General features: G+C 49.0%; 18 protein-coding genes. 7 read left to right on the top strand and 11 right to left on the bottom strand.

Annotated elements, in window-relative coordinates; genetic code table 11:
- Positions 1 to 60: 60 nt before the first annotated feature.
- Positions 61 to 3,351 (bottom strand): SusC/RagA family TonB-linked outer membrane protein, encoded by a 3,291-nt coding sequence (locus ACFSUS_RS03720; RefSeq protein WP_381519274.1) that lies wholly within the window; start codon positions 3,349 to 3,351, stop codon positions 61 to 63.
- Positions 3,352 to 3,654: 303 nt separating this feature from the next.
- Between ACFSUS_RS03720 and ACFSUS_RS03715 the strand changes: the two genes are divergently transcribed.
- Positions 3,655 to 5,289, top strand: coding sequence for an NFACT RNA binding domain-containing protein (locus ACFSUS_RS03715; RefSeq protein WP_381519272.1), 1,635 nt, complete (start codon positions 3,655 to 3,657; stop codon positions 5,287 to 5,289).
- A 53-nt stretch (positions 5,290 to 5,342) separates the two neighbouring features.
- Here ACFSUS_RS03715 and ACFSUS_RS03710 read toward each other — a convergent pair whose 3' ends face one another.
- From ACFSUS_RS03710 to ACFSUS_RS03665, 10 genes are all read right to left on the bottom strand, one after another.
- A complete protein-coding gene (locus ACFSUS_RS03710) occupies positions 5,343 to 6,551 on the bottom strand; it encodes a glycosyltransferase family 1 protein (RefSeq protein ID WP_381519270.1) in 1,209 nt (402 codons plus the stop codon).
- Between the two features lie 135 nt (positions 6,552 to 6,686).
- Positions 6,687 to 8,303 carry a sensor histidine kinase gene (locus tag ACFSUS_RS03705; RefSeq protein WP_381519267.1) on the bottom strand — a complete coding sequence of 539 codons (1,617 nt, stop codon included), beginning with the start codon at positions 8,301 to 8,303 and terminating at the stop codon, positions 6,687 to 6,689.
- Positions 8,304 to 8,678: 375 nt separating this feature from the next.
- Positions 8,679 to 9,137, bottom strand: a complete 459-nt coding sequence (locus tag ACFSUS_RS03700; protein ID WP_381519265.1) for a VOC family protein — start codon at positions 9,135 to 9,137, stop codon at positions 8,679 to 8,681.
- 14 nt (positions 9,138 to 9,151) lie between these two features.
- The gene (locus ACFSUS_RS03695) at positions 9,152 to 11,134 is read right to left on the bottom strand and encodes a M1 family aminopeptidase (RefSeq protein ID WP_381519262.1); all 1,983 of its coding nucleotides are present in this window, start codon (positions 11,132 to 11,134) and stop codon (positions 9,152 to 9,154) included.
- A gap of 74 nt (positions 11,135 to 11,208) precedes the next feature.
- Positions 11,209 to 11,859: a DUF4230 domain-containing protein gene (locus ACFSUS_RS03690; protein ID WP_381519260.1), complete on the bottom strand. Its 651-nt coding sequence runs from the start codon at positions 11,857 to 11,859 to the stop codon at positions 11,209 to 11,211.
- A gap of 134 nt (positions 11,860 to 11,993) precedes the next feature.
- Entirely contained in the window at positions 11,994 to 13,604 is a 1,611-nt protein-coding gene (gene rny / locus ACFSUS_RS03685) for a ribonuclease Y (RefSeq protein WP_381519259.1), read from the bottom strand.
- A gap of 107 nt (positions 13,605 to 13,711) precedes the next feature.
- A complete protein-coding gene (locus ACFSUS_RS03680; protein ID WP_381519258.1) occupies positions 13,712 to 13,999 on the bottom strand; it encodes a cell division protein ZapA in 288 nt (95 codons plus the stop codon).
- Between the two features lie 47 nt (positions 14,000 to 14,046).
- Positions 14,047 to 14,385, bottom strand: a complete 339-nt coding sequence (locus ACFSUS_RS03675) for a hypothetical protein (protein WP_381519256.1) — start codon at positions 14,383 to 14,385, stop codon at positions 14,047 to 14,049.
- Positions 14,386 to 14,486: 101 nt separating this feature from the next.
- A complete protein-coding gene (gene pheT, locus ACFSUS_RS03670) occupies positions 14,487 to 16,916 on the bottom strand; it encodes a phenylalanine--tRNA ligase subunit beta (protein ID WP_381519253.1) in 2,430 nt (809 codons plus the stop codon).
- Positions 16,917 to 17,027: 111 nt separating this feature from the next.
- Positions 17,028 to 17,669, bottom strand: coding sequence for a DUF1684 domain-containing protein (locus ACFSUS_RS03665; RefSeq protein WP_381519251.1), 642 nt, complete (start codon positions 17,667 to 17,669; stop codon positions 17,028 to 17,030).
- Positions 17,670 to 17,860: 191 nt separating this feature from the next.
- Here ACFSUS_RS03665 and ACFSUS_RS03660 point away from each other — a divergent pair, with 191 nt between their 5' ends.
- The 6 genes from ACFSUS_RS03660 to ACFSUS_RS03635 all read left to right on the top strand — a co-directional run bounded on the left by ACFSUS_RS03660 (position 17,861) and on the right by ACFSUS_RS03635 (position 23,201).
- Entirely contained in the window at positions 17,861 to 18,298 is a 438-nt protein-coding gene (locus ACFSUS_RS03660; RefSeq protein ID WP_381519249.1) for a sugar 3,4-ketoisomerase, read from the top strand.
- Positions 18,295 to 19,386, top strand: coding sequence for a DegT/DnrJ/EryC1/StrS family aminotransferase (locus tag ACFSUS_RS03655; protein WP_381519247.1), 1,092 nt, complete (start codon positions 18,295 to 18,297; stop codon positions 19,384 to 19,386). The genes ACFSUS_RS03660 and ACFSUS_RS03655 overlap by 4 nt, the downstream gene beginning before the upstream one ends.
- A gap of 94 nt (positions 19,387 to 19,480) precedes the next feature.
- Positions 19,481 to 20,074 carry a riboflavin synthase gene (locus ACFSUS_RS03650; protein WP_381519245.1) on the top strand — a complete coding sequence of 198 codons (594 nt, stop codon included), beginning with the start codon at positions 19,481 to 19,483 and terminating at the stop codon, positions 20,072 to 20,074.
- Between the two features lie 103 nt (positions 20,075 to 20,177).
- Positions 20,178 to 20,954 (top strand): PASTA domain-containing protein, encoded by a 777-nt coding sequence (locus ACFSUS_RS03645; RefSeq protein WP_381519243.1) that lies wholly within the window; start codon positions 20,178 to 20,180, stop codon positions 20,952 to 20,954.
- 24 nt (positions 20,955 to 20,978) lie between these two features.
- Positions 20,979 to 22,889 (top strand): T9SS type A sorting domain-containing protein, encoded by a 1,911-nt coding sequence (locus ACFSUS_RS03640; RefSeq protein ID WP_381519240.1) that lies wholly within the window; start codon positions 20,979 to 20,981, stop codon positions 22,887 to 22,889.
- An 18-nt stretch (positions 22,890 to 22,907) separates the two neighbouring features.
- A complete protein-coding gene (locus tag ACFSUS_RS03635; RefSeq protein ID WP_381519237.1) occupies positions 22,908 to 23,201 on the top strand; it encodes a rhodanese-like domain-containing protein in 294 nt (97 codons plus the stop codon).
- Positions 23,202 to 23,211 lie beyond the last annotated feature (10 nt).

Raw genomic sequence — 23,211 nt, 5'->3', positions numbered from 1 at the left:
TGTAGAAATTGTCAGTAGTAGCGATATCTCCAGTCAAGGATACACCGGTGTGAATCAAGTTTAGAAGCCTAAACTCAACTGAGCGTTATAGCCTCGGGTAACAGGGTAGTTACCCACGTCGATACCAAAGTTCGTATCAGCCGAGCCCCCCACGCCGGGATCTAAGCCGGTGTATTTAGTGACTGTGAACAAGTTGGTTGCTGATACGGCAAACCGGACACGCTTCAAGCCCAGTCTATCAAGCAAACCGGCAGGCAGTGTGTAACCCAGCGACAGATATTGCATCCGTAGGTACGAGCCATTTTCTACATAATATGAGTTGGCCTGGGTGTTGGTGCTAAAGTTAGATGCGCTTTCGAAGATGGGTACGTCGGTGTTTGTATGGGTCGGTAACCATGAATCTTTTACGCGCGCCCCAACCGCTGCTCCCGTGAAGGATGGATAGAAATCGGTAAACCACCGGGTATTGTTAAAGATTTTGTTGCCCAACGACGTATAAAGAAACGTGTTCAGGTCGAAGCCTTTATAGCGTAAGGTCAATGTTAAACCACCCGTGAACTTTGGTACCGGGCTGCCCAGATAGGTCCGGTCCTGGTCGTCAATTTTACCGTCACCATTTATATCGGCATAGCGGAACCGGCCCGGAGCTGCACCATCCTGTGTGGGAGCCGCGGCTACTTCCTCTTTGCTATTAAACAGACCAATCACTTTATATCCGTAAAACGAGGAGATTGAGTGCCCTGCTTCGTTACGAACCACGGGTGTGCCCAGGCGAGTGCCCCCACCGATAAAATAAGGGGTACCTGGAGCCAGGGCTGTAATTTCGTTTTTCAGGAAGCTACCCGTGGCATTTATCTCGTAGTTCAGATCACCGGTCAATTTACCACGGGTTATGATCTGCAGATCAAGGCCCTGGTTACGCATGTCGGCCACGTTAACGTAAGGCGCACTGGCCAGTACACCAACTACGCCTGGCAGGCTTAACTGGAACAGCAAATCTTTCGTGTCTCTACGCCACAAATCAAGAATTACTTCGAGCTTGTTATTAAAGAATGCCCCATCGAATCCAATGTTAGACATCAGACTAGTCTCCCATTTTGCATTAGGGTTACCAAGCTGGCTGCGATAGAAACCGGGCGCAATGGTATTATTAGTGCTGTTAATGTCGTAGCCATTACCCGGATTAGATGCGTATAGGGTGTACTGGTTATTGGGGTCTACGTTGTTCGAGTTCCCCATGGTACCGTATCCGCCCCGAATCTTAAGATCACTGATCCACGGCAAGCTTTTCATGAAATTCTCCGACGATATGCGCCAGGCTCCCGAAATAGCCGGAAATACCCCAAAACGATCCGATGCCCCGAACCGGGACGAACCATCACGGCGAACAACTCCCGTGATAATGTACTTGTCATTGAAGGTATAGCGAACTTGAGCGAATTGAGAATAGAACGTAACGCCCGGTCCATAACCACTGCTTACCTGGCGAGTAGCGCCGGGAGTCGTTGAGCCGATGTTCACATAGTTGGGGTCAGTAACGAACGGGTTTAAGCCTGATCCGTCTATGTTTCTGCCCGCTCCTGTGTTCAATGCCTCGATACCAACCAAGGCGTTGATGTCATGAATGCCAAACTTCTGGCGGAACGTTGCTGTGTTTGTAAACGTCCAGGCTAAGGCCTGGCTTGCTCCTTCTCCGTATTGGTAGTTCGTATTGTTCTCGGAGTTCTCATATTGTGCTCGGTTATAGTAATTGTAGTAGCCGCCAGCATAGGTTCCGCCAATACTACTACGAAGGGTTAAGGCCGGAAGAACATCATATTCCAAGTACGCATTACCAAATCCAATGACCGTGTTGCTTATGTTGTTAGCGGCTGCATCACGGTTGGCAACTACATTACGTGGGTTGTTAAAACCAGGTGCCGCCGTACCTGCGTAGCCACCAAACGAGTTATAGACCGGAATGATAGGGGGCATCCGATAAGCGCCGTTTATGTCGTTCTCATCACTGGCTACGGTCGATTGGTTGTTACGATCGGTGCCTAGTATATTACCGTTGCTACCCTGCAACCCTGGGTTCGAGATATAAGCAAACTGCAGATTTTCTCCCAGTCTCAGTTTTTTTGTTATATCAAATTCGGTATTAGCGCGAAAGGTATATCGGTCATACCGGTTGTTCTTGAGGATACCCGCCTGATTCTGTGCGCTGATACCGACGTAATACCGGCTGAAATCGGTACCGCCCGAAATACCTATGGTGTGGCGGGAGATTGGAGCCACCCGTGTAATTGCTCCATACCAGTCAGTGCCCTGTTTGTTGGCGGGTATAACCAGGTAGATAGCGCCATTGCTAGGGTTAATGTTGTAGTTTTTTTGCTCGTTGGCCAAGTTCACAGCGGAAGCGGGCAGACCTGTCTGTTTCCCTACCAACAAGTAGTCAGGGAGAACCGGGGTTTGGCCGGTACCATACTGCCCGCTGGCAATTCCCGTAAAGCTGTCAGGACCAACAGGAGTACCCGCCTGGTATAAATCATTCTTGCGTGCCTGCCAGGTCCAGTCAGCCTGTTCCTGTGGAGTCAGGACCTTGATGCCTTTTCCTGGGTCGGTAACCCCATATAAACCATCGTAAGTAACGCTTAACTTTTGAGCTTTCCGCTGGCCTTTGCGCGTTGTGATAACAACAACGCCGGCGGCCGCCCGCGCTCCATAAATGGAAGCTGCAGAAGCATCTTTTAGAATTGTTGTCGACTCAATGTCATCTGGGTTAACGAACGTGATCGTTTGCGTGGGAACACCATCGACAACATACAAGGGCTGATTACCGCCGAATGAGCCGAAACCCCGTACCCGAATTTGGCTGGTTGTACCGGGCTGCCCGTTCGTAATGACGGTTACTCCTGATACCCGTCCCTGCAACTGCTGTTCTACGTTACTGGATGGAACGGCTTTGAGTTGTTGAGGCTGCACAGTCGCTACAGCTCCAGTGGTTTCCCGGCGACTATCAGTTGAATATCCCGTAACAACGACCTCCTGTAAGGCGGTGGCGTCGTCTTCTAATGTTATGTTGACCTGGGTTTGATTTCCCAAAGCAACTTCCTTGGTTTTGAACCCAATTGCCGAAACAACTAAGGCCGGATCGGTGCCGCGCACGTTAATTGTGAAGTTACCTTCGGCATCCGTTGCTGTACCTGTTTGAGTGCCTTTTAAAACAACGTTAGCGCCAGGAACGGGCCCATCGGCTCCGGTAACTTTACCCGTAATTCTACGGTCTTGCGCAAACGTATCCTGCGCTCCTAACAACAAAGCCATACACAGCAGAGCACTATGTAAAAGCCTGTAAAAGAATGCTTTCATATAATCTTGGTTAGGTTTAAATTAAGGTAACGAAGCAAGATTATAACTTTAAATTGTAACTTATACAAGAGTATATATAATTTAATTGATATTTAATAGGTTTATGGGAATATTTTATTAAAAAAGTTATATTGGCTTTGTCAGCAAATTATTGGTAATCAATGGTGTATGTAATTAAAAAATGTATTAAGTCTAATTGATATCACGGCGTTTGAATTTTATTGGCATTAAAATCCATTAATAATATGAGTAGTCGTTACTGAAAGCATACCGTGTGTTCTATGTTCGTAATTTTGTGCTGACATGCACACCAACTATTACTTCCTCCGGCAGCTTGCGCCCGCTCTTGAAACTCACATGCTGGCCGAGCATACGTTGGGACTTAAGTTTATGGAGTGCTTTAGCCAAGACCGTGACGAGGTCGTACTGGCGTTCGCTCAGGCCAAGGGCAAAGCCAACTATTACAAACCTTTTTACATCAAGGCGACCCTACGACCTGACTTCTCAGGGCTGTTCTTTCCTGATGCGGTGCAACGGGCCCGTACGAACAGTGTCGATTTATTCGCATCCGTAATTGGCGCCGTAGGAGAAGAACGAAGGGTGATCGGCGTTCGCTCATTTCTAAACGAACGATGTCTGGCCGTTCTGCTGGAAGGAAACTTTGCCTTGGTATTCAAGTTCTTTGGTAATCGGCCTAACCTGCTGGGCTTTTATCAGAATGACGTTGTTGAGCTCTTCAATCAAAAGCTGACAACTGATGAACAATTGAAGCTCGACGCGTTCGACCGGCCGATTGACCAGTCGTATGCTGCTTTCGAACGGGCTGGTTTTGACTACCGGCCGCTTTTTCCAACGTTCGGGAAAGTAGTGAATGAGTGGCTCCATCACAAGGAGCAGGAACAGAGTGGTTCATGGACCGGCGAGAAAAAATGGGCGTTGGTTCAGGATGTGTTAGGCCGCTTAGAGACCCCGACGTATTATCTGACTCGCCTGGACCATAAACCCACTCTCAGTTTACTACCTATTGGTGACAACCAGCGTGAATTCACCGACCCTATTGAAGCCGCTAACCGTTTCTATACCGCGTTCAACGGCCTTACTACGTTCGAGCGCGAGAAATCTGATCTGTTACGGCTGCTTGATAAGCGCCGAAAGCGAGCGCAGGCGCTTATAGATGCCACCTTGCAACGGTTAATTGCGCGCGAAGAAGGTGTGAGCCACGAAGAGATGGGGCATATCTTGATGGCTAATTTGCACGATATACCCGAGAGCCCCGGTGCAAAGTCTCCCGAACGGGTAACTCTATACGATTTTTACCGCGACCAGCCGGTTATCCTTAAGCTTAAGCCCGATTTAAGTCCGCAGAAGAATGCTGAGAATTTTTATCGAAAAGCTAAAAACGAGAAGATTGAGGAGGAACATTTAAACGGTCAAATAGCGGCTCGTGAGGCCGAAATCGCCCGCATTGATCAGCAAAAGGTGGAGTTGGAAGGTATTCAGACGTTGAAAGAGTTACGCCGGTACGTGAAGCAAAACGCGCTGTTTAATGATCAACAAGGGAGCTTGATAACGACTGACGTGACCGAGTTATTCAAGCAGGTGATGGTCGAAAACTTCCGCATACTCATTGGGCGAAACGCAAAAAATAACGACCTGTTGACGCAGAAATACGCTTACAAAGATGATTTGTGGCTTCACGCTCGCGACGTTGCCGGATCTCACGTGCTCGTTAAATATCAGGCTGGCAAAACATTTCCGAAGACGGTTATCGAACGGGCAGCTGAGTTGGCGGCCTGGTATTCTAAACGGCGGACGGACAGCTTGTGTCCAGTTACAGTAACGCCCAAGAAGTTCGTTCGTAAGCCCAAAGGGCTGGCTGAAGGGCAAGTAATTGTTGAGAAAGAAGACGTGGTAATGGTTGTCCCAAAAGGGGAATAATACAACGGGAGAGCAAGCTAACTTGCTCTCCCGTTGTATTATTTACTATATATCTATTGCTCTACAGCTATGCTCATTGAAGCGGTCATTAGCCGGTTCATCTCACTCCAGGTATGATCCCACGAGTTTTCAGCCAGGAATGCATCGATAGCTGACCAGTTTCCAGGATGCTTGGCGTTAAGGGCTAGCTCAATGGCTGCTTCAAATGCACTGGTAGTATCGGCAATCTGCACAAAATTTTCCGTGCCATACGTCCGTACAACGTCATGAATAGGCGTCGACACTACGGGTAGGCCGGCCGCTAGATATTCGGGCGTTTTTGTTGGGCTGATAAACCGAGTTGACTCATTCAGCGCAAAGGGCAGCATGGCAACGTCCCAGTTACTGAAATAAGTTGGCAGCTCTTTATACGCTTTCATGCCCAGATAATGCACATTTGGCCTTTTTGGCAGCAAAGCTGGGTTGATTTTCACGGTAGGTCCCAGCAGGACAAAATGCCAGTTGGGGCGACGTTCTGCTAGTTCTCCAAGTAGTTTATAATCAAACCGTTCGTCAATGACACCGCTGAAGCCGATTCGTGGATTGGGTAACGAACGTTGGTCAACTGGATCTGGCTGCGGGCGACGGGCCGCTGAAAAATGGCTAAAATCGATACTGCTCGGAAAGGCAAATACATGGGGGTGGCGCTTCTGTTTAGCCTCGAACAGGCTATATCCCCCCGTAAACATAACAGCCGCCTGTTTCATTAGCTGCTTTTCTAATTCTAGCAGTTGTGGAGGAGCACCCCAAAAAGCCGACAACTCGTCCATGCAGTCGTACACGGTCAGGCGTGGGCGCAAATGGTCTGTGAAGAGTAAGGCCATTGGGGTATAATACCAGGAGACAAACTCTTTTATGCGTTCGCCTTGAATGAATTCATCGACGAGTTGCCGCTGCAAACGTATAGTTTCTTCAGGACTGATGCCTTTAGGAAGATGAGGGACTAAAACTGTTAAACGATCAGTCTGCCGACAGATGTTCATTCGTGGTTCACCACCATCACAAATAGGCTCTTCAATGAACCAGACTCTGTAATTTTTAGTGGCCCGTTCGAGTAAGTGTTGGGGCCGTTGATAAACAAAATTCCAGCGTAGGTGCGAGAAACAAATTAGATCACGGACTTCCCCGGATAATAATGGCACGCTAACATTAGCCGTGATAACTGGCCGACTGGTACTTTGCGATACAGCAATTGGATCGGGTGTTGAGTCCGTTACTTTCATAGACGTTAGTAGAGGATTAGCCAAAGACGGTCTGCTGGTGTCTGAACCGGACCGTTGGGAGTTCTATGAAAGAACCGAACCACTATTAAAATGTTAGAATGAGTAGGGCATTACTTACGGAGTGGCCCATAAAGATTATTGCATTGGTAAATATATGATAAATGTGGCTCCTGCACCTTCCTGGCTGATAGCCGTTATGTGGCCTTTATGAATGTCGACCACTTTTTTACATATGGCCAGCCCCATGCCTGTGCCTGAATATTCCATTCGGCCGTGTAATCGCTGAAAAATGGTAAAAATCCGGTCCAGGTATCGTTCATCAAAGCCAATACCGTTGTCGATAATCTTAATAAGAGCGTAGCGACGACCCGCCTGAGATGCGTCGGTGGGTAGTACAGCTGCTGGCAATTCGGCGTGAGCAGCCACACGCCCCCGAATCAGTACATGGGGCGTCTCTGTACTGTCCGAACGGTTCGGTTGTTGAAACTTAAGCGCGTTACTCATTAAGTTCTGAAATAGCTGCCGCAGTAAAGACGCGTCTCCCCAAACTGCCGGGAGTGATTCTAACTGAACCGTAGCACGCCGATCCTGAATAGTGATTTCGAGGTCGTCAATGATCGATAAAAGCAAATGGTTTAAATCGACCAGACCAAACGTTTCGGTGTCGCCTGCCAGTCGAGCGTAGGTTAATAAGTCCTGGACTAAAGAACGCATACGACCAGCCGACCGCTGCATCCGGCGGATCAGGTCGGCCGCTGACTCACTCATGCCATCAGCAAATTGATCGGTTAACACATCGCCAAACGAAACAATCTTGCGTAGCGGCTCCTGCAAGTCATGACTGGCTACGTAGGCAAACTGCTCTAAGTTTTGATTAGAACGGTGTAACTCCTGCACTGTAGCTTCGAGTTGCTGCTGTACTTGGCGTTGGGTCGTTACATCCTGAATAGTTGCCACAAAACCATCGTTCAGGCGAGTAAGCGTAATATCGAGCCAGCGGTTTATGGCCGGCACATACTCATCAAAGTGAAAAGGCGTTCCCGTTTCAATTAACTGGCGCAGGCATTCAAACTGTTTGGGGCGAATTGGATAAATCGTCGTCAATGAAGTGCCGGCAAAGTAACTGGCGTCGTGGTTCGTAATCGTTTCGAACATACGATTGACCAATGAAATGTGAAAGTCAATCAGTTCATTCTGGCTGTTACGCGTGGCGTCAAATACGACGATGGCGTTGGGAGACGAGTTAAGCACTCCATTGAGCAAGGCACTTTGCCTGGTTACCCGCCGGGCGACTAAGTGCAGATCACTGGTTTCAGCATATGATAGCAGTAACTTATCTGGCCCAAATGACGATGCCGACTGGATAATTGAGATGTCGCGGTTATCTAGTTTATAGTGCTGCTCAAGGCGGTGAGGCTCTCCTGTTTCAAGTACGTTGATATAAGACTGCCAAATGGGGGTTTCCCGAATTGAAGGATAGAACTCGGTTAGTAAGCGCCCTGGAATAGATTCTTGATCGGTTGCATGCGCCCCCAGTGTATCTCGCAGAGCAATCTGGTTTATGAACAGATAACGAAAATCGACGATCTGGCCAGCGTCGTTTCGGACAGCTACCAAGCCAACTAATCCACTAACGGAATGATGTAATGTCTGCTGCCAAAGTATAACCTGTTCTTCATTGGTAATGGCATCAAGTTGGGGCAAGCCTGCGCTTAAAGGCTCTGAAACAGAGTCTACTATTACTTTACTCATACAGGTTACGGTCGAAGTATGGAAGTAGGTACGTAAAAGCACAACTAAACGATCGTACCTTTTCGTATAAAACATCCATTAAAAATAGCGGATTATTTTTACCGTATAATCAACAAATCGAAGGTTTTGAGTGATCGGCAGGTCAGACGATCGGTGTCAGGAAAAATGTATAGTAAAATGGTAGAAGCAGTTTAATGGTGAACAACTTGCGTTCTTGGGAACGCGTTACCAGGGAAGATAGGGGAGAAAATAGGTAAGGTGCCCGGACCTACAGCCAATGGAGCCGTTGGATGATAGCAGCTTATGGGCATAAGAATGTAGCCGTAGGGAACAGGAAGCCAATCGAGGGTACGATTACAAGAATATGCAGGCGGTTTAATAGCCCGCCGTTGACTTTTTGCCTTCGTTTAACTCGAATAAATAACCGTCAGGATCAGGGAAGTAGATCTGGACAACACCATCAAAGCGCACCTGCCGGTGGTACGCTACTTTTTTAGCTTTCAGGTATTGCTCCGATTTGTTTATATCCGCTACAAATAATGCAAAATGACTACCGTTACGATCGTGTACAATCTGCTCGGTACGCCCGTCGAGCAGGTGAAGCTGCTGGCCATCGCCCATATCGAACCAGGCCCGGGTGGCTTTCAGATTGTCAGGAACCGGGAGTTGCTTTAAACCCATTACGTCACGATAGAAAGCTACGCTGGTTGGAATATCTTTTACATGAAGAGCCAGGTGATTATGACGAATCAGGCCAAGGTTATCTTGCCCACGTGCCGTGGTTGAAAAAGCAATACTAACCGTGAACAGAAGGACAGCGACAATTTTTTGCATAGTTAGAAAAGCGGTTAACGCACCAAAACTACCCGACTTTGGGTTCCATTTTCTGTTTCGAGCGTCAATGTATAGCGACCACCTGCCAGACCCCGTACGTTAAGCATTCGGGTATGATCGCCAGAGGTGAGTTTAGCTTCACTAATTAAACGCACCCGTTGACCGAGTAGGTTAACCAATGATATGGTTACAGGCCCAGTGGATAGCGTAGAAAAGTCGATTGCCAGGCTTTCGGCTGTGGGATTAGGGTACACACGTAGTTTGGTTGATAGCGGCTCGGCCACGGCTGTTACAATACTTGAAGCTTCGACTGTCTTTAGAATCCAGTTGTTGGGATCGATCACTACGCCCGAAACAACACCGCGGGCAGGTAGGTTGAAGGTCTGGTCGGCGCGGTCATTGAACACTGTAACGGTCGTATCGCCCGCTGCCGACTGCACCCTAATCTGCACGGGCATCGTAAACGAGCCTGGATTGCTGGCTATGGTATTGCGTTGCTCAAGCCGCACTGTTGCAGAGTTGTTTCCGCCGGTCATGGTAACACGGTAGGTAGGATAACCTTCGCCGTAAATCCATTGCTTAAAAAAGTAGTCCAGGTTTTGCCCCGATACTTTCTGAGCAACGGCCTGAAAATCTTCAGTAACCGCTGTTCCATAGGCCAGGGCGGGTGTAGCTGTATAAATACGTAGCGTACGAAAGAACAGACTATCTCCCACCACGCCCCGCAGCATGTGTAAGACCGTTGCGCCTTTAGCGTAGCTACGGTTGCTATTAAAAATGTTAGCGAAGTTACTGATATCTTGCACGTAAATACTTCCTCGCGCATTGAGTGCCCTTGTCATAAATGCGTTCATGGTTGTCTTGTAGCCCGTGAGGGAGCTAACCGACTCGGCGTACACGGCTTCGCCATAGGAGGCAAAACCCTCATTGAGCCATATGTTCTGCCAGTCACGACAGGTAATTTTATCGCCAAACCACTGGTGTGCCAGCTCGTGGGCAATTACACTCGGCGTTAAGGCCGAAGCTTCCATCGAGCTGATAGTTTGGTGCTCCATGCCACCGTTTCCTTGTCCGAACTGAGCGTGACCGTACTTTTCGCGCAAGAAGGGATACGGCCCAAATCGCTCGGTAAACAACTGCAACATTCTGGGCGTAAGGTCAAGGTTTGCCTGGGCACGCGGTAATGTTTCAGGGTATATGTAATGCGTTACGGGCATTGTTTGATTACCGTACATAAAAGGAGTGTCGTACCGCGTGTAGTTTGACAGAGCCACCGAAATCAGGTATTGGGCGATAGGATAGCTGTTGCGCCAGTGATACGTACGGGTGCTGTCGGCGTTGTCGGTTGTGCTGATGAGCACCCCATTCGAGACCGATACAAACCGCGTGGGGGCCGTGATACGTACTGACGACGAGTCGGCTTTATCCGCCGGATTGTCTTTACAGGGAAACCAGTCGGGGGCGCCATACGGCTCACTTAAACTCCAGATAGATGGGTCTGTGGTGGTTTCGTGGCGACTGAATCGAAAACTACCCAGATCGCGGCTATTGGGAACGCCCTGATAATAGACAGTAAGCGTCAGCGCCTGGCCGCTGGATATGGGTTGGAGGAGGGTGATGGTTAACTGATTTTGTTGGTGCCGAAACGCCAGGTTTTGAGTGCCTGTCTTGACCGAGTCGACTCGAAGGCCTTCGCCGGTAGTGGCCGTGGTTGAGTTAAGATCCAGAAAAAAACTGGTTACATTGGGCGCTGTACTTTTAAGCGTAATAGTAGCCGCTCCACGGAGATAGGCCGGCGTGTGAGTCAGACGTAAGTCGAGCCCGTAATAGGTTACGTCGATGGTGGCATCGCCGGGATAAGAGACACGGGCCTTCGGGTTGGCTGCCAGCCTGCCAAAGTAGCGAACTTTACCGGCTCGACAAGACTGTCCACCATCTTCAGATTGGCCTAGGCAGAATAGCGGAAGCAGCAAAAAAAAGAGATAGATAAGGCGCATTGGGCTCGGAGGTTGATTAGAGATTTTTAGAATCTAATCCATGACAAAATTCAAACGTACGAACCCTTCAAAAGTTATTGCCCGGTCAGTAGTTGTTTCTGTTCGGTTGATGTACCCTCAGCTTGTGCTTTCAATGCATCCAGCCTCCGTTGATCGGCTTCCGGTAACTGCAACTGCCAGCCCATTGAGCTCGCCAGCTGGTACATCATGTACTGAATCTGATTGTTGGCGATTTTGGGTAAGTCGCTCTGCATGGCCCGCTCATTCATGGCCTTTTTAGCTTCATTCAGAATCTGGGTGTAATCGGCTCCGCTGAAGTGATTTAGGAAACCCGCCTGAATGTCGTAGAACTTATAATCTGTATCAATGGACAAGACCTCAGGGTCGGGAAAAGACTCAATGACTAGCTTCTTTTCTCCGTTGGCGGGTGCCTGAAATCGTACTTTGGCGAAGTCGAACCCGACCAGCACTTTCGATTTGGCAATGACCATTGCCTTCTTCGGATCATTCAGGAGGTAAAGGATTTTTTTCTGATCCTGATAATTATAAATCTCCGAAAAGTAGCCTTCCGCCATGACCACCTTAAACACCTTTTCGATACGCTCCAGCAACAATACCGAGTCGCGCTGAATATCGGTGATTCCCGATCGTTTACGCAGTGCATTGGCCAAGGCAACTCCTCCCCCGCCTACGAGGAGTAACAGTACGGTGGTTAAAAAATCCATGTTGGCTAAACGAGTGGCAGGACGATTTGTTAAAACGATTAGAACACGAATGGTACGGGTTAAACAGATTTAACGCAGATTTTACTTATCCGTGTTAAACCCATTTAATCCCTACCATCCGTGTTCCAATCAATCTACTTCGCGTAAGCTACGGCCCGCATCTCCCGTATGACGGTCACTTTAATCTGACCGGGATACTGCATTTCTTTTTCAATCTTCTGCGAAATTTCGTAAGACAGAATACCTGCTCGTTCGTCTGAAACGTGGTCAGCATCGACCATGATACGCAGCTCGCGACCCGCCTGAATGGCGTAGCACTTGGTCACGCCGGGGAAATTACCCGCTAACTCTTCCAGCTCTTTCAGACGACGAATGTAGGATTCCATCATCTCCCGGCGTGCCCCAGGGCGTGAGCCCGACACGGCGTCACACACCTGCACGATTGGAGAAATCATGCTTGTCATCTCAATTTCGTCGTGGTGAGCGCCGATGGCGTTAATAACTTCGGGGTTTTCTTTGTACTTCTTAGCCAGCTCCATACCCAGAATGGCGTGGGGTAGCTCGGCTTCTTCAGGCCATACCTTGCCAATATCATGAAGCAAACCCGCCCGTTTGGCCAGCTTGGCGTTCAAGCCTAATTCGGCGGCCATAGTAGCACAGAGTTTGGCTACTTCACGGGAGTGTTGTAGTAGGTTCTGACCATAGCTTGACCGGAAACGCATACGACCCACCATCTTGATCAGCTCTGGATGCAGACCATGAATGCCGAGGTCGATAACAGTACGTTCGCCAATCTCGACGATTTCGTCCTCAATATTCTTGCGGGTTTTGGCAACAATCTCTTCAATTCGGGCGGGGTGAATACGGCCATCCTGCACAAGCCGATGCAGCGACAGGCGGGCAATCTCGCGCCGAACCGGATCAAAGCCAGAAATGATGATAGCCTCAGGCGTATCGTCGACGATGATCTCAACGCCAGTAGCGGCTTCCAGGGCGCGGATGTTACGTCCCTCGCGACCAATAACTTTTCCTTTAACGTCGTCGGATTCAATGTTAAAGACCGACACGCAGTTTTCGATAGCGTGTTCGGTAGCGGTTCGCTGAATGGTCTCGATGACCACTTTTTTGGCTTCCTTCGTCGCTGTCAGCTTAGCTTCTTCAACGATGTTTTTAATGTAGGACGACGCTCGGGTTTCCGCTTCAGCTTTCAAGGTGTCGATCAGCTGCTCGCGTGCCTGATCGGCGGACAGACCAGCAATTTTCTCTAATTGGGCTACCTGATCGGCCAGCATACGGTCGGCTTCCTGCTGCCGGCGGTCAACGTCTTCCCGCCGTTTGTTGAGGGCGTCAATCTGCTGCGAGAGGCTATTTTTTTGCTGGGCAATTTCGTTACGCTGCTGATTGAGTTCACCCTCCCGGGTGCGCTGTTGCTCGGCCTGCTGGTTTAATTGCTGTTCTCGCTGCTTAAGCTTATTCTCGTTTTGTTGAAGTAGATTTCGTTTCTGATTGGTCGTTTCTTCGAATTCAGCTTTTAGTTTCAGATACTTCTCTTTGGCCTCCAGCATTCTATCTTTCTTGATAGTCTCGGCCTGTAATTCCGCATTTTTTAAAATAATGGCGGCCTGTTCTTCTGCTTCCTGTTCACGTTTTGCATGAACCCCCGCCATCATCTGGCGGCCAATCAATATGCCAATGCCGCCCCCTACCAGGGCCGCAAGAATCGTTAACCAAACTGGGATGTCCATCGGACTATATCGTTAGGGTTGAACAAATAAACCATCAACCTGCCGCGATACGACGCTTTGAACACTAACTCGGGGTATTCTGGGGCGGATCGTCCACCAATGTTTGTTTATGTGGTAATGGTCGGCGTAACGACCTGATCTAATTGAGTGATTTTGTCAAACACCATTTGTTGTAATCGCTGCACTTGTCGTTCTCCTCTGAGCTTGGTGACTAAGCAGTCGAAGGCAATCATTGCTAAGGCTTCCTGCGTATCGTTGGTGCCCATCTCCCGGTATCGCTTCATTTCTTCCTGAATCAGCTTCGCGGCTTCGCGCACCACTGCTTCTGACTCCGGTTCTACATAGAGCCTGTAGTGCCGGTCGGCGATTTTTACGCGAATTGGCAGTTCTTCCATCGCTGCGGTCGGCTCAGCCGGGCCAAAGCCCCAGAGCCAATTTGGGTTTATGACAAACTACTCAAATGAGCGATACACCGTTCCAAATCCCGGATATACTCGTCGAGTTGTTGTTTTAATTCAGCATTCGTATCTGTCTCGGACAGATTGTCTTTTACAATCTTACTAAAATCTTTCGACTTTGGAACGTCTTTTTCCGAATTACCTTGTTTTTTCTGTAACTGTTTGACGAGGGATTGTTGTTCCTTAACGCTCTCTCGTAAAGAAGAGTTTTCCAGCTCCAGCTGCTCAATGCGTCTTTTTGCATCATTGTATGCGTCTTTAAGCAGCCCGATTTTATGTTCGACCTGTTCAACCAGCGCTACAATTTGAAGCTCGCTAACCAACTGTTTTACAAGTTAATGTGGGTGAAGTACGCAATAACAAAACGGTATGTTAAAACCGGTAACGAGGCCGTTTGAGATGTTAAGCCTCGTTACTGGGGTATTTATTTCCGAATGACGGCGCCCAGTTCGCGCTCGAAGGATGCCATCAGCCGTTGCATCGTTTTTTCGATGGCTACGTCAGTCAGCGTTTGCGTAGGGTCTTGCAAAGTAAAGCTTACAGAATATGCTTTTTTACCCGCTCCTAAGTTGTCGCCTTCATATACGTCGAATGTATTTACCGAACGAAGCAGTTTGCGCTCCGTTTGGTGAGCCACCCGGTTTATCTGTTCAAAAGTAACTGCTTTGTCAATTACCAGAGAAAGGTCGCGCCGAACCTCCGGGAAACGGGGTACTTCTTCGTAGCGGGCCTTAGACGTTGCCAATTTTAACAGAGCGCTCCAATCAAAATCAGCGTAGAAAGCAGGTTGTTTCAGATCCACTAATTTAGTGAGTTTTGGGCTTACTAATCCTAGGCTTACCAACGGCTTTTTATTGACCAGATACGTTAAGCCGTACTGGAACAAAGCAGGGTCAGCGGGCTGTGTGTCAACCTGTTTAACCCGAAATAAACTAAGCACCCGCTGTACTGCCGTGGCTAAATCGTGATACGCCACAGGCTGACCTTTCTGAAGCCAGCTCTCGGCTTGCTGGTTTCCAACCATAGCCAGGCTCAGCCGCATCTGCTCAACATATTTGTGCCTTCCGTCAGCTTGTTCCGCTTTGTGATAGGCTTTGCCAAACTCGAAAAGCTTCAGGTCTTTCTGACGGCGATTGATGTTGTACACCAGCGTTTCGAGCGCCGAGAATAACAACGTCTGCCGCATCACCGACAGCTCTTCGCTGAGTGGATTCAGCAAGACTACATCGGGACCCGGTAGCGTTGAGCGGATGGCTTCATGATACGTCGGACGAGTGAGCGACAACGCCAGGATCTCGTAAAATCCGTTAGCCGCCATGAGCTGCCCAACCCGGCTTTGCCACTGGTTCGGGTCGGTTTTAGGAAATTCTGAGAGCGAATCTGCCGATAGGTTGACCGACAGAGGAACGTTGTCCAGGCCGTAGATACGAAGAATCTCTTCCACCACATCGGCTTCACGTGTTACATCTACACGGTAAGCTGGCACGACGGCCATAAAACCGTCTTCCGTTCGATCTTCCGTCTGAATATCGAGGGCTTCTAAAATGCGGTGGATTTCAGCGTGGTCAATCTGTATACCGATCAGCCGATCAATGTTGCGGTACCGGACCGGCACCCGAAACGGCTCGATTGGGTCAGGATAAAGATCCGTGATTTCGGAGCTTATGTGTCCGCCGGCTACCTGCTGGATGAGCAATGCCGCTCGCTTCAAGGCGAAGACAGGCATGTTAGGGTCCGTGCCACGCTCGAACCGGAAGGAAGCATCCGTTTTTAACCCGTGGTGCTGCGCCGTTTTGCGGACCGACGTCGGTGAGAAGTAAGCCGATTCCAGGAAGATACTCGTTGTTTGCCCCGTAACCCCCGAATTTTGACCACCAAACACCCCAGCGATGCACATTGGTTTTTCGGCATCGCAGATCATAAGATCGGTAGCGGTCAGTTTACGCTCAACGCCATCAAGGGTGACAAAGGATGTACCTTCTGGCAGGGTTTTTACGATCACCTTACCTCCCGCAATTTTGTCCGCGTCGAACGCATGAAGCGGCTGGCCAAGGTCGTGACAAACAAAGTTGGTTATATCAACGACGTTATTGATCGGATTCAAGCCAATGCTGAGCAGTCGCTGCTTAAGCCAATCCGGCGATTCGCCAACGGTTAAACCACTAATGGTTAAGCCGGTATAGCGAGGACAAGCCACTACATTTTCCACTTGCACATCTAGGGTGAGGCTCGTATCCTGCACAAAAAACGAGTCGACCGATGGCATCCGTAAAGGCCGGTTCAAAGCGGCTTTCAGGTCGCGGGCTGTGCCAAAGTGGGAAGCGGCATCAATGCGATTTGGGGTTAAGCCAATAGCGATCTGATAATCAGCTTCCAGATTAAAATAACGGGCAGCAGGCGTTCCGTTCGGCAAGTCAGTGTTGAGCACCATGATGCCTGCGTGCGAAGTTCCCAGGCCAATTTCATCTTCGGCGCAGATCATGCCTTCAGAGGCCGATCCACGAATTTTAGCTTTCTTAATTTGAAAAGGTTCGCCCGACGTTGGGTGCAGGGTAGCACCAACCAAGGCCACTACCACTTTTTGCCCGGCTGCTACATTAGGGGCTCCACAAACAATGGGTAAGGGGTGCTCGGCGCCAACGTCAACCGTGGTTAAGCTTAACTTATCAGCGTCGGGGTGCTTAGTGCAGGTCAGCACTTCCCCAATCACAACGCCTTCCAATCCGCCCGGTATTGTTTCTATCTTTTCAATGCCTTCAACTTCTAGTCCCGTTCCAGTTAGGCGTTTGCCAACTTCTTCGGGTGATTCTGGTAATTCAATATACTCTTGTAACCATTTATAGGAAATTTCCATACAGCGGCAAATCAATAAATACCGCAAAGATAGTAGGCGTCAGGCAGTAGGCAGTGGATAGGCCGCATAAAAGTAATTATCGGCTTGCTGTCAGGTGCTTACCAACAGCTCCTAATCATGCGGTACGTAGCGCTCCCCCGCCCTGATGGCTATGGGCAGGGTGTTCTCTGCCGGAGGAATCGGACAGGCGTATGTTGGATTATAAGCACAATACGGGTTGTAAGCAGCATTGAAATCAACAACGGCGTGATTGTCGGTCAATTTGGCCGGATCTAGTTCAAGATAACGCCCTCCGCCGTAGGTTTCCTTATTCGATGTTGCATCGCGGAACAGTACAGAGTAGGTGTCCTGGAGTTTTACCACTAACAGCCGGCAAGCTTCGCCGTTCAAACTAAACACAGCGTGAGCATACTTATCGTACACTTCTTCACTGCCATCGCTCATTCGAACAACAAGCTTCTGTGTCTTGTCTGCAAACGGTTCTAAGCGGGCAACCACGCGGTAGGCCGGGTCCGGAGCGAAGTAGATTAAGCCTTTAAAGTTCGCTTTGTCCGTAATTGGCGACTCGGCGCTGGTGCGAAAAAATTCATTCTTTTTTTTTCGTTCATCACCGACCTGCTGGCGGTATGTTTTGGGATTAATCGCATCATCGGCAGCTGATGATGCGATGTTACCACCGTCGAAAAAAGAAAAATAAAGAACGGCCAGTACGGCTAGGAAAAGACCAACAAGGAGAAATTTATTCTTTGGCATTTTGAGTAAAATTGGTTAAGTAAACGTGTTCTAGCTGTAAGCACAAGGCCTTTTTAGCCATAGGGTTAAGAGCCTTGATGGTTTATCGTTGGGCATATCTTATATGAGTATTTATACAGTTTGCTGTTTTTTGATAAATTTAGGTCCTCAACCACTGTAAGGCTAACTAACTCTCAAATTAATATCAAGTAATGGCCCAACTTTACGAACTTAAAACATTTACATCTGATAGTGGAAGTTTGACTGTGTTCGAAAAGATTATTCTTGGAGTTATACAACGCATATTTTATATCTACGAAGCGGGTCATAGTGTTCGGGCAGGCCACCGTCATCATCGCGCCTGGAACGCCCTTATTTGTGTCAGCGGTAGTTGCCGGGTCTATGTTCACAATGGACTATCTGAAACAACATATCATTTGTCGAACCCTCAGCAATGCCTTGTGCTAGAGCCCAAAGACTGGCACACTATGGATCAATTTACGGATGATGCCATCTTGCTGGTTGTCTCCAATGAGCATTACGATAAAGACGATTACATCTACGAGCCATACCCTAGCGTTAGAATTGCAGACAAAACGAAAGACCGTACGTTCACGAGTCTGGTTTCGGTAATGGCTGCCGTAGTATGATTCCATTCCTGGACCTGAAGCGTAGTAACGAGCCGTATCAATCCGTCATCAGTGAAGCCATTGAACAAGTCATCGCATCCGGCTGGTATATTCTGGGCCGTGAGCTAGATGCGTTTGAACAACAATTCGCTGCCTATTGCCAGACGCGCCATTGCGTTGGCGTAGCTAATGGCCTTGAAGCGTTAACGTTGGTACTGAAGGCCTGGGGTTTTCCAGCTGGTAGCGAAGTCATTGTGCCCTCAAACGCATATATCGCGTCAGCACTCAGTGTCACACTGGCTGGACTTAAGCCGGTTTGGGTTGAGCCAGATCCTGGTACGTATCTGATTGATCCGGCTAGAATCGAGGCTGCCATCACACCTCACACAAAGGCTATACTGCCTGTTCATCTGTACGGGCGTTGCTGCGATATGACCCCGATTAATACAATAGCGCAACATTACGGATTGAAGGTGCTTGAAGATGCCGCTCAGGCGCACGGAGCTACTTATAAAGATAAGCGAGCTGGTAACCTGGCCGATGCTGCTGGCTGGAGTTTCTATCCAACTAAAAATCTGGGAGCGCTGGGCGATGCTGGTGCTATCACGACCAACAATGATGCACTAGCTGATCAACTACGGGCCTTACGCAACTATGGTTCGGTGAAAAAGTATGTAAACGAACACGTCGGTTATAACAGCCGCCTAGACGAACTACAGGCTGCGATTCTTTCGGCCAAGTTGCCGTTTCTTGATCAGGCTAATAAACGGCGCCGGGTCTTGGCCGAGCGTTACTTGGCGGGCATACGTAACAAAGAAATTATATTACCACTATCTGATCAACTTGAGCACGATGCCTGGCACCTGTTTGTGATTCGTCATCCTCGTCGCGATAAGCTCCGGACGTATCTCAGCCAACAAGGCATAGGTACTGATGTACATTATCCTATTCCGCCCCATCGTCAGCGTGCCTATCTTTCATATGGGCACTTAACCCTACCAATTTCCGAGCAACTTCACCGGGAAGTACTTAGCTTGCCTCTAAATCCAGCAATAACGGACGACGAGGTTATGTATGTGATTACGATGATTAATCAATTTAGCGAATGAATAGAGGCAGTCTGTTGTTCACTCGGTAAATCGGTCGGTTGCAGCATTGAATACGTCCCGAGCTGACCGGCTTGTTAACTCACTAACTTATTTCATGTTTACCGGAATTGTAGAAACTACGGGCCGTGTGGCGAACATTGAGCGCGAAGGCACCAACTTAACGTTTCATATTGAGTCGTGGCTGGCTCCCGAACTGAAGATTGACCAAAGCGTTAGCCATAATGGCGTTTGCCTGACTGTGACCAGCATTGCCGACGGTAGCTATAGCGTAACGGCCGTCGATGAAACCCTGAAAAAAACCAATCTAGGCCAAATTAGAATCGGTGATCGGGTTAACCTCGAACGCTGTATGCCCGCTAATGGTCGCTTCGACGGTCATATTGTACAGGGGCATGTTGACCAGACCGGTATTTGTACAAACGTACAAGACCTGGATGGTAGCTGGCTCTTTGATTTTCAATATGATCCCGATGCGGCCGGCAATGTGACCGTCGAAAAAGGATCTATATGTATCAATGGTGTCAGTTTAACCGTTTTTAACTCGCAGCCGGATCGTTTCCGGGTAACCATTATTCCGTACACCTACGAGCACACTAGTTTTAAGGACTTACAGGTGGGCGACGTGGTTAATCTGGAATTTGATATTGTTGGCAAATACATCAAAAAAATGCTGGCAGGCTATCAATAAGCATCGTTTAGATTCCGCTACTTTTGTGAATGAATGGAGGATAAACGTAACGACATGATAAACTCCACACGGCACGCTCTTAACTAATTACAATCGTCACCGGATGGCTAAAGTCAGCACCCGCTCTTTTCTTGACCTGCTGATTCATATTGGCATTATCATAGCCCTACTGGCTGCTTTGTTTCTGGTTTTCTTTTTTGTCTATCTGCCGTTCACCACCAATCACGGGCAAACGATTACCGTGCCGGACGTAACGAAGCTGAGCTTTGATGAAATGCAGAATATTCTGGATGATCGTGATCTGCGCTACGAGGTGGAAGATTGTACATTCGTGGCGGGAGCTCAACCGTTGACTGTTATCCAGCAATATCCACGGGCCAACTCGAAGGTGAAAGAAGGACGTAAGATTTACCTGACCATCACCAAGCGTGTGGCGCCCATGGTATCCATGCCTCAGTTGGTGAGTATGACCGATCGAAGTGCTGAACTTAACCTGGCTTCGCTGGGGCTGGAGGTGGGTGAGCGAACGTATGTACCCGATGTTGCGAAGAATGCTGTGCTTCGCCAGCTCTATAATGGCAAAGAAATTACGGCCGGGACTCCCATTCCCAAAGGAGCTAAAATAGATCTTGAAATTGGAGATGGCCTGGGAAATACGATGTTCGAGATTCCGAACGTTGTAGGGTTGCCTCTCGATGAAGCCGAAGCTGCCATTCGTGGTTCGAACTTGAAAGTTGGCACGAAAATTTCCGTTGAAGATCCTGAAAAGGAAGTCGGGACGGTGGTTCGTCAGCGACCCGAAGCGCGCTCTGGCGAACGCATTCGTGTCGGTGAAACAATGGATTTGTGGGTTGTGGGGCCAATCGAGCCGGATCAATAAAATCGCTTCCGGGACCAATACTAAATGGGAATTGCTTTACTTACTCAGCCATCTATAACCTTTGCCAGGCAATTCCTGCGCGGTTTTTTGCTGGTCTCCTGCTGCGCGTTTGGCTCAGTTGCCTGGGCGCAGACACCCTTGACTCTGCCGTTTTTCGATGACTTCTCGATTAGGTCAGGAGGCCTTGGTCAAAATCAACCTGATCCCGCTTTATGGCAACCCGGGAGTGGCGTCTACATTAATAATACAATGGCCGTTAGTCAGCCCACGGTTAACGTAGCATCGTTTGATGGGCTACGGGCAAACGGACGGCCTTACATACAGAACAACCAATTAGCACAGGGGTACACCGATACATTGGCTTCGCTGCCTATTACGCTGGAAGGACTCAGTCCGGCCGATTCTGTTTACCTAAGCTTTTACTGGCAGATAAAAGGGCTTGGCGAAGTGCCTGATCCCGGTGATTCACTGACGCTTCAATTCCTGGATCGTACCGGCAACTGGCGAACCGTCTGGCGGGTCGAGAACGCGGGTGACTCGCTCAGAATTCAATACCTGAGTCGGGCAGATACGTTACAGGCTCGTCGGCAAGTGTTTGGGAGTGGTACTGTTAATAATTTTTTTCAGGCGTTCGTCCCGGTGTTGAATCCTAATTTCTTTCATGCTGGATTTGCGTTTCGATTTCGGTCTTATGGGCTTGAGTCAGGGCCGTTTGATACCTGGAATTTGGATTATGTCTATTTGAATAGAAGACGCACCCTGAACGACATCTTCATAAAAGACGTAGCCGTCCGTCAGGCGCTGAGTCCCCTGCTACGACGGTATACGGCTATGCCGTTAGCGCAGTATGTGGTCAACCCGGCTGGCGAAACGGCTGATTCGGTGACCACCGAGATCAATAACTTGTTTAATACGTTCAACTCCATCACGTCTGGTTTCACGATACGTGATGAGGTATCAGACCGTGTCATTCAGAATATTTCGCAGCCCAATTCAATACTTATTCCGTCACTAAGTTCGCAACGGCAGAGTGTCAGACTGGCACCTGTTACTGATTTAGGAGCTGCCGCACGAGCCGTGCTGCGCTATAAATTTGAAGTCGTCACAACTGATAATGTGAATCCATCAATTCCAGGTGTCGATCTGCGCCGAAATGATACCATATCGTCGGTAGCAGTGCTAGATAATTACTACGCTTACGACGATGGTACCTGGGAGTACGCTCAGCAGATTCGGCAACAGGAGCAAATCGCCGTGCGATTCATTCTCAACAAACCCGACGCCATTGCTGGTGTTAGTGCCTGTATCGTGCCTTTTACTACCAATCAGAGCGGCCAGCCCTTTGTGATTAATGTGTACAGTAATCGAAACGGTCGGCCTGGAACGGCTATCTATCGACAGTCATTTTCTACGCAGTATCCGGCTTCCCGCAATGGCTTTGTTAATTTTCCGTTCACCCGAAGCGTTACTGTGCAGGACACCTTTTATGTGGGCTATCAGCAAATAAGCAGTAGCGATACAACCCTGTTGCGGTTAGGCTTTGATAAGAATAGTCTGTTTGGATCGCAGATCTTTTACAACGGAGGAACGATCTGGGAGCAGCCGAACTCAACGGTGTTGAACTTTCAGGGGGCATTCATGCTGCGGCCAATTATGGGGGGTAAACCCGACACGGTGGTGACGGCTACGCCCGAACCCGAACCGCTGGCTCCGTTGCAGGCCTACCCGAACCCAACAACCGGGTTGATTCGCTGGGATGAGCCGAGGCTTACCCGGCTGGAAGTCGTGAACCTTACAGGACGATTGCTGTATGCGCTCGAACCAAGTCGCGGTCAGCAAACGTTAGACCTGAGTTATCTGCCCGACGGATTCTATTTGCTCCGGCTTTCGGCTGGCCAGCGCACCACCGTGCAGAAATTGATTGTGCAACACTAGACCGAACAGATTACCGACATGGACATTACCGTACAGGAGCTAAAAGAACGGCTCGACAAAGGCGAAAAACTCAATTTATTCGACGTTCGTGAGCCTAATGAATACGAGGCCGACAACATAGGCGCTACCCTGATTCCACTTGGTGAGCTGCCATATCGGGTTGATGAACTCGATGGGTTGCAGGATGAAGAAGTTATTGTACACTGCCGGTCGGGTGCACGTAGCGCCAGAGCGCAACAATTTCTGGAAGAGAACGGCTTCAATAACGTTCGCAACGTTACGGGCGGTATGCTGGCGTACCGGGCGCAGTAAGGCAATGATG

The sequence above is a fragment of the Spirosoma soli genome (assembly GCF_042684525.1).
GTDB classification, from domain to species: domain Bacteria; phylum Bacteroidota; class Bacteroidia; order Cytophagales; family Spirosomataceae; genus Spirosoma; species Spirosoma soli.
Note: the sequence above shows the minus strand (reverse complement) of the source record. Positions and strands in the feature narration are given on the sequence as shown.